This is a genomic window from Aquincola sp. J276, assembly GCF_024700035.1.
In the GTDB taxonomy this organism is placed as follows: domain Bacteria; phylum Pseudomonadota; class Gammaproteobacteria; order Burkholderiales; family Burkholderiaceae_C; genus Aquincola; species Aquincola tertiaricarbonis.
The window spans coordinates 648,744-660,066 of record NZ_JAJONC010000002.1 but is presented as its reverse complement, the minus strand read 5'-3'; the positions used below and the strand labels follow the sequence as shown (position 1 = coordinate 660,066).

Annotated in this window: 12 protein-coding genes; 5 read left to right on the top strand and 7 right to left on the bottom strand. The window is 64.4% G+C overall.

What is annotated here, in order from left to right:
* Position 1 precedes the first annotated feature (1 nt).
* The 5 genes from LRS14_RS20950 to cadR all read right to left on the bottom strand — a co-directional run bounded on the left by LRS14_RS20950 (position 2) and on the right by cadR (position 5,330).
* Positions 2-1,114 (bottom strand): efflux RND transporter periplasmic adaptor subunit, encoded by a 1,113-nt coding sequence (locus LRS14_RS20950; RefSeq protein WP_257800933.1) that lies wholly within the window; start codon positions 1,112-1,114, stop codon positions 2-4.
* Entirely contained in the window at positions 1,111-1,665 is a 555-nt protein-coding gene (locus LRS14_RS20945) for a hypothetical protein (RefSeq protein WP_257800932.1), read from the bottom strand. The genes LRS14_RS20950 and LRS14_RS20945 overlap by 4 nt, the downstream gene beginning before the upstream one ends.
* 55 nt (positions 1,666-1,720) lie before the next feature.
* Positions 1,721-3,007 carry a TolC family protein gene (locus tag LRS14_RS20940; RefSeq protein WP_257800931.1) on the bottom strand — a complete coding sequence of 429 codons (1,287 nt, stop codon included), beginning with the start codon at positions 3,005-3,007 and terminating at the stop codon, positions 1,721-1,723.
* Between the two features lie 1,363 nt (positions 3,008-4,370).
* Positions 4,371-4,835, bottom strand: coding sequence for a CzcE family metal-binding protein (locus LRS14_RS20935; RefSeq protein WP_257800930.1), 465 nt, complete (start codon positions 4,833-4,835; stop codon positions 4,371-4,373).
* 51 nt (positions 4,836-4,886) lie between these two features.
* Positions 4,887-5,330 carry a Cd(II)/Pb(II)-responsive transcriptional regulator gene (cadR, locus tag LRS14_RS20930; RefSeq protein WP_257800929.1) on the bottom strand — a complete coding sequence of 148 codons (444 nt, stop codon included), beginning with the start codon at positions 5,328-5,330 and terminating at the stop codon, positions 4,887-4,889.
* Positions 5,331-5,509: 179 nt separating this feature from the next.
* Between cadR and LRS14_RS20925 the strand changes: the two genes are divergently transcribed.
* Genes LRS14_RS20925 through lspA form a run of 3 tightly spaced genes read left to right on the top strand, consistent with a single transcriptional unit; the run spans position 5,510 to position 9,004 of the window.
* Positions 5,510-5,914 (top strand): heavy-metal-associated domain-containing protein, encoded by a 405-nt coding sequence (locus LRS14_RS20925; protein ID WP_310740864.1) that lies wholly within the window; start codon positions 5,510-5,512, stop codon positions 5,912-5,914.
* The gene (locus tag LRS14_RS30390) at positions 5,845-8,520 is read left to right on the top strand and encodes a heavy metal translocating P-type ATPase (RefSeq protein WP_310740863.1); all 2,676 of its coding nucleotides are present in this window, start codon (positions 5,845-5,847) and stop codon (positions 8,518-8,520) included. The genes LRS14_RS20925 and LRS14_RS30390 overlap by 70 nt, the downstream gene beginning before the upstream one ends.
* Positions 8,510-9,004 (top strand): signal peptidase II, encoded by a 495-nt coding sequence (gene lspA, locus LRS14_RS20915; protein ID WP_257800928.1) that lies wholly within the window; start codon positions 8,510-8,512, stop codon positions 9,002-9,004. The genes LRS14_RS30390 and lspA overlap by 11 nt, the downstream gene beginning before the upstream one ends.
* 55 nt (positions 9,005-9,059) lie before the next feature.
* Here the strand turns inward: lspA and LRS14_RS20910 are convergent, their stop codons facing one another.
* Positions 9,060-9,704 (bottom strand): thiol:disulfide interchange protein DsbA/DsbL, encoded by a 645-nt coding sequence (locus tag LRS14_RS20910; protein ID WP_257800927.1) that lies wholly within the window; start codon positions 9,702-9,704, stop codon positions 9,060-9,062.
* Between LRS14_RS20910 and LRS14_RS30770 the strand changes: the two genes are divergently transcribed.
* Positions 9,703-10,059, top strand: coding sequence for a DUF3703 domain-containing protein (locus LRS14_RS30770; RefSeq protein ID WP_404977601.1), 357 nt, complete (start codon positions 9,703-9,705; stop codon positions 10,057-10,059). The genes LRS14_RS20910 and LRS14_RS30770 overlap by 2 nt on opposite strands.
* A 197-nt stretch (positions 10,060-10,256) precedes the next feature.
* On the opposite strand, the gene LRS14_RS20905 is transcribed toward LRS14_RS30770, so the two are convergent.
* Positions 10,257-10,655, bottom strand: a complete 399-nt coding sequence (locus LRS14_RS20905; RefSeq protein ID WP_257800926.1) for a hypothetical protein — start codon at positions 10,653-10,655, stop codon at positions 10,257-10,259.
* A gap of 165 nt (positions 10,656-10,820) precedes the next feature.
* Between LRS14_RS20905 and LRS14_RS20900 the strand changes: the two genes are divergently transcribed.
* Positions 10,821-11,180 carry a DUF3703 domain-containing protein gene (locus LRS14_RS20900; RefSeq protein WP_257800925.1) on the top strand — a complete coding sequence of 120 codons (360 nt, stop codon included), beginning with the start codon at positions 10,821-10,823 and terminating at the stop codon, positions 11,178-11,180.
* Positions 11,181-11,323: the final 143 nt, after the last annotated feature.

Below are 11,323 nucleotides of genomic sequence, written 5' to 3'. Positions count from 1 at the left end.
GTCAGCGCACCTGGTTGATCAAGGCGGCGCCCTGCGTCGCGACACGGTCACCGGGTTCGAGCCCCGAGGTGACCGCGGCGTTGACGCCGTCCAGCGGCTCAGTGGTGACGGTTCGGGGTTCAAAGCGCTCCGGGGCCGTCTTGACCCAGACGACGGTCTGGTTGGCCGGGTTCTTCATCAGCGAGGCCACCGGCACCGAGATGCCCTTGACCTTGTCCTTGGTCTGCACGAACACCCGCACCGGCTGGCCGACAGCCAGGAGGTTGAGCGCGTCACCCTGGGCCCGGAAGGCCAGCGGCAGCGCCTGCTCGCGCAAGCTACGCGACGCACCGATGAAGGTCAAGGGAACACGTTTGTCGCCAAGGGCAACGGTCGCGGCACCAATGTTTGCGGCGATGGCGGCGTCGAAGGCCAGCGCTTCGATGCGCAGGCGCGAGGGGTCGACGATTTCGAAGATCAGTTCACGAGCATCCACCACCTGACCGGCCACGACGTTCGCCGACGCGATCACCCCTGACACCGGCGCCACCAGCGCCTCGCGGGTCGCCAGGCCACCACCGACGGCAGCGATACGCGCCGTCAGGCTGGCAGCTTCGCTCTCGGCGGCTTCAATCTCCTTGCGCGGCACCGTGTCGGCCAACTCTTGCAGACGCGCGATGCGCTTGTCGGCCAGGGTCTTGGCGGCACGCAACTCGGCCAGTTGTGCAGCCTGGTTGGAGCGTTCGATGGGCGCCGCCGACGGCACGACGTAGGCCAGCACTTCACCTGCGCGCACCGCCTGCCCAGGGTTGGGCAGGCCACGCGGCCCCGGTTCGATACGGCCAGCGTTCAGCGGCTGCACCTTGCCACCGGCATTCGGGTCTGTCAGCACCTTGGCGCCCAATTCCACCGTGCGTGGCAGCTCGGCCGCTTCGGTGACGACGGTGCGGACGCTCAGCTGGCGCTGCGCAGGCTTGGGCAGGAAAACGCTGCCGTCGGGCTGGCGCTGCGGGCCGTTGGCACTGGGCGCTGCAGCGGCGTCGCCGTGATCGTGGCCTTCGCCGGCATGCACGGGAGACAATGCTGCCAGGGCGAACCACAGCGCGAGATTGGTGGCGATCACCGTGCGCTTCATGCTGCACTCCCGGCGCGAACGCTGCGAGCGCCCATCAAACGACGGCCAGCCCATAGGAGAAGGGCCAGGATCGCTACGCCGCCGGCGGCCCAGCCTGCGTAGTTCGTCCAGGCAACGGTTGGGACAGCCTCCTCGATGTGCGCCTCCTCGTGGATGTCGAGTTCACCGGCCAGCAAGTCGGTCTCGTTGCCTGCGATCACGGTTGCGGCGACCGGCAGAACGCCGGGCTTGGGCTCATCAGCCAGCACGACTTCGTATTCGTCCTCACCTTGCTTTTCGGCCTTGAACTTCGCGCCGCCGATCTCGAGCTCTATCTGCGCGCCGCGCACCGGGCTGTTGTCGGCAAAGCGGTCGAGGTACAGGATGATCTGCTTGCCGCTGAGCACGCCGACGAGCTCGAAGGTCTCTGACACCGCAGAGAACCGCGGGAGTGCTTGGCCGACGGCCGCGGGTGCAGCATCACCGTGGTCATGGCCTTCACCTCCCCAGGCGGGCACAGCGAGGAGGGTGGCCGCAGCGAGCAGCGCGGCCGGGAGTTTCGGGAAATTCATGGAAGGGTTCCTGGAGGATTCGGGGTAGGAATCACTGACGCGGCGCCAGCCGGCATCAATGAGGCAGAAGGCCGAGTGCTTGGCGCCAGGCGGATATCGCTGCCGAGAGTTCGATGCGGGTGCGTGCCGCCTGTCGGTCGGCCTCTGCGGCTTCGGCCTCGATGCGCAGGCGTGTCGGCAGATCGGTTTCGCCGAGTCGGAAGGACCTGTCGAAGAAGCCGCGTGACTCGCCGGCAAGTTGCGCGCGCCTTTCGGCGGCTGCCAACTGTGTGCGCGACGCTTCGACACGCGCGCGCGCCGCTTCCCTTTCGGCAGCGAGACGTTCACGTTCCAGTGCCAACTGAGCCTGGACTTCGGTCGCCTCGGCGCGCGCGTTGGCGCTGCGGGCATCGAAGCGCGGACCAGCGCCGAAGGGGATGCGGATGGCCAGCGTGATGGTTTGCTGGGACGCCTCGCCGCGGGCACCGCGGTCTCGCGTGGTCGCCAGTATCAGCTCCGGGTTGGCGCGCGACTGCGTGGCGGTCAGCGCGACGGTTCGATCTGCCACGGTAACGCGGTCCTTGAGCTCCTGCAAAGCCGCGTGCGCTTCGAGGTCAGTGGCTGCAGCGCCGGGATCCGGCTCGGCCTCGGTGTCGCCTGCGCCAGACGATGCGGGTCCGGCGCCGGCCAGCGCACGCAGATCCTGTCGTGCCGCCGCGAGGCCGGCCTCGGCCTGCGCCACCGCAGCTTCCGCGCTGGCCACCGCGCCATCAGCCTGGTGCTGGTCGGCGCGGGCCAGATCGCCGGCCTTCGCACGCCGGGCCACGTCGGCCGCAATGAGGCGGGTGTTTTCCAGCTGATCGCGGGCGGTTCCGACCTCGATGCGCGCACGCTGCCACTGCCACCAAGCATCGCGGACGGTGGCGGCGACGCGCAGTTGTGCCGCAGTGGCCCGGCTTTCGATGGCAGCGCCCTCGGCGTCGGCCAGCGCTGCGCTGCGGCCACGTTCACCGGGCAGCCACAGCGGCACGGCGATGCCGACCTCGACCTCACGCGCGCCCTGGTTGTTGCCCAGGCGGTCGGTCTTGTTCGAGAGTTCCAGCGCTGCCGGCTCTGGCGCCCACGCCTTCGCTGCGCTTTGCTGAGCGCGTACAGCGTCGCGCCGCGCCTGCAGCGCCAGGGCTTCGGGTTGGCGGGCCCATGCAGCTTCGTAAACCTGGCGCAGGCTCAGTGTGCTTGCGGCGGCTTCCGTGCCGCCAGCTCCTGCAGCCGTGGCAGTCGCAGCGGCCGCCGTATCCGCCTGTGCCTGCACAGTCGTGCCGCAGAAGGTTGCGGCGGCAACCACGCTGGCGCGCAGCAGCATGGCCCGCGCTCGAGTTCTTGGTGTCATCCGATGCTCCAGTGTTGAAAACAACTCACAGGAGATCGGCAAGCGACGACCAACAGGTCGCGTCGTCCCGACGGCGCCGCAGGCTGCGGCGCACACTCAGGCGCGAACGGGCTTCAGAAAAGGAAGAGACCCGCCTCGCCGATCAGGCGAGGGGCAGCCACTGAGGGCGTTCGGGTCGGGTGGACACATGTGCGCTGCTGGCCACGTGAATAGTGGCGCCAAGCCGCTCAACCCACACCCCGGCGGGAAGGCACGACGGCAAGGACAGCATCACAGCGCAGTTGCCATGACACTGACCACAGTCTAGATCGATGGCGCCTGGCGCTTTGTCGGCCTGGAGTTCGGTGGTGGCTGTTGAATCTGAAAACGTCCTGCCATCGACATCGCCATCACCCTCAGCCGCAGGGTGATGGTGGTGCTCATGATGGCCGAAGTGCCCGGACACGACTTCACGCTCATGCTCATGCCCGCAGTACGGCGCCACCGCCGCCCAGCTGAACTGGAAAGGCAGCAGAACCAGAAAAAGATGGTAAGGAAGCGGGACATGGCAACGAGTCTAACGGACACAGGGTTTTCCAGGGCCCAACCCAGCTGACTCGTTGTCTACCTTCTGGCAGAGCCAAAGCCATGGGACCACCTGCGACGCCCACCTCGGCCGGCGCGACGTGCCTTTGTAGCATGCGGTTGAGAGCTTCGATGCCAACAGCGCAGACCTTTGCAGGATGGTCATCATCAGTCCCGTTGTCGGTGGCTCGTGGACGGGCGCTTCGGATCCTTGCGCTTTTTGACCACCGGACTCTTCGCGAGACGCTGTTGCAGTCGCTGGCTGTATCTGAGCGCCGGTTCCGGTCGCGGTGTTGGATGCCGCGCGCGCCAATAGCGGTGAATCAACCAGGCCACCCCACCGGCGGCAAGCAGGGCCAACCAAATCCAGGTAAGCATCTGAGCAAGCGCTGCGTCGGGGTACTTGACTTGCATAGAAGTCTCGGAAGCCGGCGGCATGATAGGACAAGCAGTAAGCCCTCATGGAGCAGTCTCCGAACGCCAACCGACGTCAACCAACGCTTGATAGAGCGGGGATGGGTTCCGCATCGCTTCAGCTTGGTATGCTGACCGCTCGGGCGAGTCCTCTCTCCACGCTGGAACGTCTCGCCCCCTGTGCAGACGACCGGCCGCAGTCAATGCGGCGAGGTATCTCGATCTCTCCTCGCTCGGCGGCCTAGACACGAGCGCCCCGCCTCGCAGAACAGCTGGGGACGCGTCAGCCGGGGCAGCGCACTGGCACCGTGCGGACTCCCATGACCGCGCAGAAGCCAAGGACTGCACCGCAACGATCTTAATGTCGGTTCGACGGGCTGCGGCCGACGTGCACGGCGAAAGGCTTGCTGGCGAAGCCTGCCGGCGCGATCTGGCTGACATCGACGGACCTCCGGTCGAGCCCATTGAACGTCCAGGAGAACTGCTGTGCACCGCTGCGAAAGACGACGCTCTCCCCGTAAGCGACTTTTAGTCGCTCTGCGGCGGCGAGGTCCACCAGTCGAACGGGCGTGCCCTGGGCCGCCGGCTGCCCGTAAATGGATTGACCGTTGATGAACACAGGGCCGCTGGCAGCGAAACTTGCAGCACTGATGAAAGGGGCGACGCTCAGGGCGACGAGGGCAGCGGCACGGAGTCGGCGGGTCGAATGCATGTTCAGTCCTTTCGATGGGGTGGGTGCCGGCAGCCGTATAAAGCCGCGCGCCTTGCCGACATCGAAAAGGACTGTAGAAACCGTATACCAACAGCCGCTGAACAGGAACATGACCGTCTCGTCATGTTCGTCATCGGCAGTCGTGCCCGCTGTGTCTGAGATTCAGTGCGTCCCCCGGATGTGATGGTGCGGAAGCGCCGGCGTGGACTGTGCGGCCACGGTGTCGAGCTCGTTGAGGATGCCGCACTGCTCGATCGCGTGCGGCGTGCCACAAAGGGCACGCAGGGCCTTCAGATCCCTCTGCAGTGTCCGCAGCTCACGGATGCGATGGGTGACGTGGCCAATGTGCTCATCCAGAAGTGCGTTTACCTCACCGCAATCCTGCTTGGGTGCATCACGCAGCCGCAGCAACGTCCTGATTTCATCGAGTGTCATGTCCAGGTTGCGGCAATGGCGGATGAACGCGAGCCGCTCCGCGTGGGCGAGCGTGTAAACGCGATAGTTGTTTTCCTCGCGCCGGGCCGCGGGGATCAACCCCTCCCGCTCATAGAAGCGGATGGTCTCGATCGCCGTGCCGGTGGCCTCTGCAAGATTACCGATGCGCATCGTGAGCTCCGGAAAATAGCCTATAAGTCTACATCGGTTTCAGGGTTGTGTCCGGTTCTCGCCAGAACCGACCGCACCGTGAACCCGAGAGGAACCGCTACCCACAACGCGACGACGAAACGCTTGACTCTAGACCCACTTTAGGGTGTGCAATCCAGACTCGGTAGAAAGAGTCGACCATGCATATTGAAAAAACCTTTGCCGCTGGAGCCGCCGATACGGTAGGGACAGAAGGCGCTACCCGAACCACGTTTACGATTTCCAACATGGACTGCCGCAACGAAGAGGCTGTGATCCAGGCGCGGCTTGCAGGGCTGCCCGGTGTTGAATCGCTGTCGTTCGACCTGCCCGGCCGTCGGATGACGGTTGTGCACATGTTGGCAACGCCGCAGGCGCTCCTCGGGGCTCTTGCCGAAATCGGCATGGAGGCTGCGCTTGATGTCGAGGCCATGCCTGTGCCAACTGGGTCGTGCGGATCCAGTTGCAGCAGCACCCCCCCACGGCGTCGACGGCTATGTTCACGATTCCGAACATGGACTGCCGCAAAGAGGAAGCAGCCATCCGGGCCCGACTTGAGCCCCTAGCAGGCGTGGTCACGTTGGCATTCGATCTGCCAGCGCGCCGGCTGTCCGTCGTGCACACCTTGCCAACGACGGAGCCGCTCGTGGCGCACCTGCACGCCATCGGCATGGAGGTGCGCGCTGGCGATGGTCCACAGAGGACGAATACCTCCGCGATGCCAACAGCGGCACCATCTGCAGTCAATGAGATTACGGGGTGCAGCCCATGTGGCAAAGCCTCTGGGACGAGCTCTGTGGTCGCGTCCGGCAACACCACACAGTTCGTCATCACCAACATGGATTGCCCGACGGAAGAGGCGCTCATCCGCAAGCGGCTTGGCCGCGTCGACGGCATTGACCGGCTTGATTTCGATTTGATGAACCGCCGTCTTGCTGTCCAGCATCGCCTGGACGACCCGGCGCCGGTGATCGACGCACTTCATGAAATCGGCATGAACGTGACTGTCGAACGCGAAGCTGGCTCCAGTGCTCTAGGCCAAGCCACGTACCTAATCGAGAAGATGGACTGCCCGACAGAAGAAGCGCTTTTGCGCAAGGTCTTGGAAGGGATGCCCGGCGTCAGCGCCCTGCAGTTCGACCTGATGAGCCGCAAGCTCACGGTGGCCCACACGCTTGCCGACGTGGCTCCGATCACGGCAGCGATCGACCGGATCGGCATGTCACCATTGCTACAGGACAGCAGCCAGCCAGCGCCTGTCGTCACCCGCGAGTTCGGTATGGGCATCTCGAAGGCGCAGTGGTTGCGTATGGGTGCTGCGGGCGCATTGGCCGTAGGCGCCGAAGTGCTGGTGTTCAGCGGGCAGGCCGAAACGTCGTGGCTCGTCATCGCGGCATCGTTGGCAGCCATCGCACTCGGGGGCGTGGAGACCCTGAAAAAGGGCTGGATTGCGCTGCGCACGCTGTCGCTGAACATGAATCTTCTGATGACGATCGCCGTCATCGGCGCGGCGCTCATAGGCCAGTGGCCGGAAGCCGCGGTGGTGATCTGGCTGTTCGGAGTCGCCGAGATGATCGAGGCGCTGAGTCTAGATCGTGCACGCAACGCTATCCGCAAGCTGATGGATCTCGCTCCCGAGACGGCGCTGGTGCAGCAGCCCGACGGCCGCTGGCAAGAGGTCAAGGCGGAGACTGTCACGTTGGGCGCGGTGGTGCGCGTAAGGCCCGGTGAGCGCATCGCCCTCGACGGCCTTGTCGTCTCCGGAGCTTCGGCCGTCAATCAGGCGCCAATCACTGGCGAGAGCATGCCGGTCGAGAAGGCGCCTGGCGACACGGTGTTTGCCGGCACCATCAATGAGCGCGGCACTTTGGAGTTCGAGGTCCGATCGCGCAAGGGCAACACGACGCTCGACCGTATTGCTCGCTCCGTACAGGAGGCGCAGGGTCAGCGGGCGCCGACACAGCGTTTCGTCGACCGCTTCGCCAGCCTCTACACGCCGGCTGTCTTTGCGCTTGCAGTCCTGATCGCGGTCATTCCTCCGCTGTTTTTCAGCGGCGGTTGGTTCGACTGGGCTTACAAGGCCCTGGTGCTGCTCGTGATTGCCTGCCCTTGTGCTTTGGTGATTTCCACGCCGGTGACCGTCGTCAGCGGCCTTGCCGCTGCTGCGCGCCGGGGCATCCTGGTCAAAGGCGGGCTGTACCTCGAACAAGGGCGTCTGCTGCGCGCGGTGGCCTTGGACAAGACCGGTACTCTGACGCACGGGCGTCCCGCGTTGACGGACACGATCCCCTTGGGCGACACGCCGCAGGCAGAAGTTCTGCGCATTGCTGCAAGCCTTGACGCTCTCTCAGAGCACCCGGTGGCAACCGCCATCGTCAATGCTTATGGGGACATGCCACACGCCAACGTCCAGCGCTTCGAGGCGCTGGCCGGCCGTGGCGTCAAAGGCGACATTGATGGCCAGACGTATTACGTCGGCAATCATAGGCTGGCCACCGAGTTGGGCGTGATGGCCGAGCCCGTTCGCGCTCACCTCGAGCGCTTGGAAGCCGAGGCCAAAACGGCGGTGGTGCTGGCGACCGACAAGGTCGCGCTGGCCGTGCTGGCCGTGGCGGACACGGTGCGTGAAAGCAGCAAGGAGGCCGTGGCTGAGCTGAAGCGTCTTGGCGTCGAGCCGGTGATGCTGACGGGTGACAACGGCAGGACGGCCGCTGCAGTCGCGGCCCACGTTGGCATTTCGGACGCACGCGGCGATCTGCTTCCGCAAGACAAGCTTGAAGCGATCGAGAAGCTTGCGGCGATGGGGCCGGTCGGCATGGTGGGCGATGGCGTCAACGATGCTCCGGCACTGGCTAAGTCCAACATCGGATTTGCGATGGGAGCCGCTGGTACCGACACGGCCATCGAGACCGCCGACGTCGCTTTGATGCAGGACGATCTTCGCAAGCTGCCCGAATTCATCATCCTGTCGCGCCGAGTCGGCGGCATTCTGAAGGCCAACATCGCCTTCGCGATCGGCACCAAGGCCATCTTCATGGTGCTGGCCTTTACCGGGCATGCCAGCCTGTGGCTGGCCATCCTGGCGGACATGGGCGCGAGCCTGGTCGTGGTCTTTAACGGGCTGAGGCTGTTGCGCGACTCGTCTGCTGAGGATCGTCGCCATGCAGGCTGACCGCAGCATCCGGCTGAGCTTTTTGCTGGCAGGTCTGGTGCTAGCCGCCGACGTGGCTACCAAGTCTGCGATCGTCGCGTGGGTCGAGTACGGCACCGGTCACGCATGGTTGCCGGTGCTCAACATCGTTCATGTGCTGAATCGGGGCGCGGCGTTCAGCCTTCTGCACGACGCTGGCGGGTGGCAGCGCTACTTCTTCATTGCGATTGCCGTGGCGGCCTCCGTCTTCCTGGCCGTCATGATCCGGCGGCCAAGCACGGTCCGTGTCGAACGCATTGCCTTCGGGTTGGTCTTCGGCGGTGCGTTGGCCAACATGCTCGACCGGGTCCATCGTGGCGCTGTGGTGGACTGGATCGACCTGCATTGGGGCGTGTACCACTGGCCGGCGTTCAACGTCGCTGACATCGGCATCACTGGCGGGGCTGCACTGGTCGTGTCTCACGAGCTGTTCGGCAGGAAGTCGACACTCGAGCCGGTGACTTAGCTCGGGCCAACGGACCTGCGCCGCCTGCCCCGAGATGCAATCCGCCCGCCGCTGTTCAGCTTCCCTGCAGGCGCTTGGCCTCACTCACGAGAAAGTCAACCACTGCCAGCGAACGTTCGTTCGAACCGGCATGGGAACCCGAGGTCAGGAACCGTCCATCGACGCCCATAGACGGCGTTCCCTGCACCTTGTACCCGTTCCAAAGCCCCTGCGCTTGTTTGGCTTTGGTCGCAACGGCGAAAGAATTGAACGCGTCCATCAGCTTGGTTGGAGGAACCTTGTTCTGGGTTGCAAATTCTGCGATGGCTTCGGGCGTGGCCAGCCGCTGTTTGCCGAGGTGCATGGCATTGAACACCTTGGCATGCAGTTGCTCGACGAGGTTGAGTTGCTCGAGCGCGAAATAGAGCTTCTGGTGGCCAACGAGCGGCCCTTCCCGGAAGGCCACCGGAATACGGCGAAACAGTACGTCGCGGGGCAGGCGCTTTTGCCACGCATCCAGCGCGGGCTCGAAGATGAAGCAGTGCTCGCAGCTGTAGGCGAAGAACTCCAAGACTTCGACCTGTTTCGTGTTGCGGGTCGGCTGTCGCGGCGAGACACTTAGGTAGTGCTTGCCTGCCACGAGACGCTCTTGCGCATACAGCGCATGTGGCGAGGCTGCTGCGGTGACGATGGCTGCTTTGGTGAACTGACGGCGATCCATGTTTCTGAGAGATGACAAGTCAATAGGCATGGTGATGGTGAACCATAAACCTACATCAGAGTCAAGTTCGCCGGCCGCTCACCATCGCCCTCTCCAAACGGGAGGATCGTGTGGTCATGCATGGCACGGGAGCACAGCGATGCTCAGACGGTGCACTGGCAGAAGCTTCGGGCGGGATGTAAGAATGCGACCGACGGGCAGTGGTGCGTCGATTGGTCCACATAGCTCCGTTGCCTGCAGGTCATCTTGTCGACGCTGGCCGGTTGGCAACGCTGGCGGTGCCAACGTCAGCGCGTTCAAGCCAATGATCACCGCGCCCGACCTCGAGCGGTTGGTGAAGGATCGCGACCGATAGCGCTACGGTTGGCCAGCCTTCGATCTGCGACGAAATGCAAGTTCGAGCGGCAAGCGCGCCGTGGCGCGGCTACTTTTTCGCCGGCGCTGCTGGCTGGGTCATCCAGCGCTGGTGCCACATCATGTGGTCCATCATCATCTGTTGCATGGGCATGTGCTGATCCAACATGTGCTGACGCTGCCCGATCTGCTCCGCGCTCAACCCGGAGTAGTGGCCCGCATGTGTCCCCAACCCATCATCGGGCCGCTCATCATCATTCCGGGGCCCATGCCCGTCCCGCCGGCGCAACATCCAGCGCCCGCGGGGCCCCACATCCCATGCATGCTTGCCATCCCGGCTTGCATCGAGTTCCAGTGCTCCGGCAGCAGCCGCTGACGCTCTTGGGGATCCTGCGTCTGTTGGATCTTGTTCATCTGTGCCTGCATCTGCTGCATGTGCTCGCGCATCTGCGAATGCTGTTTGTCGAACTCCACGGGGTTGGGCGCCACGAGCGCCGTTTGGGCTGCCATGTCCATGGATTTGGGAGCTTGCGCCAGCGTACGCTGGCCGGCAACGGCGACAGTGGCCAGCACAGCCGCAAGGATCGACAGTTTCATTCTCGGTCTCCTTCGTAAGCGCGGTTGCGCCGGTCAGTATCCTGCTGATGCCCCAAAGCGAAGCGCTTGCGCTAAATCAAGATTACCGAAGCGGATCGAGACTGAACCCAGCGTCCGAGGTTATGTCGGTGGGCTCGCAGCCAGTCAAGACGGGGAGGACAAGCAATGACCAGGACTGTATCGAAGCGGATGGAGGCCTTCGAGGCCGCGATGTCCGAGGCTGCCCGGCACACTGCCGCAGGCGACGCCTCGAGTGCAGTCGCGGCGCTGGAACGGGCGCATGTGCTCGGCCAGCTCAGTTTCGTGCCGCATCTGCGGGTTCACTGGCAAATGCTCCGGGTAGGCTGGTCAGCGGGCGACCGGCGCGAGGTGATCGGCCAGGTTCTGCGCATCGCACTCGTCCCGATCGGCCATCTGGTCGGACGCCTGCCGATGGGCAATACCGGCGGCGTGAATGTCAGCGCCTTCAAGCCGATGCCCATCCCGCCTGAACTCAATCGGCTGATCGAGGAACACGACCGATGAAACCGGGCCGCTTGATCTCCGTCATCGAGATTGATTGGCGCGGCCTTGGCGGCCAGCCCCACGCCACGCATTGGAGTCCGAGGGCAGCATGACCTTTGCACGCGAGCAATGCAGGATGCAAGTAGACATCTCTGCAAACCTTG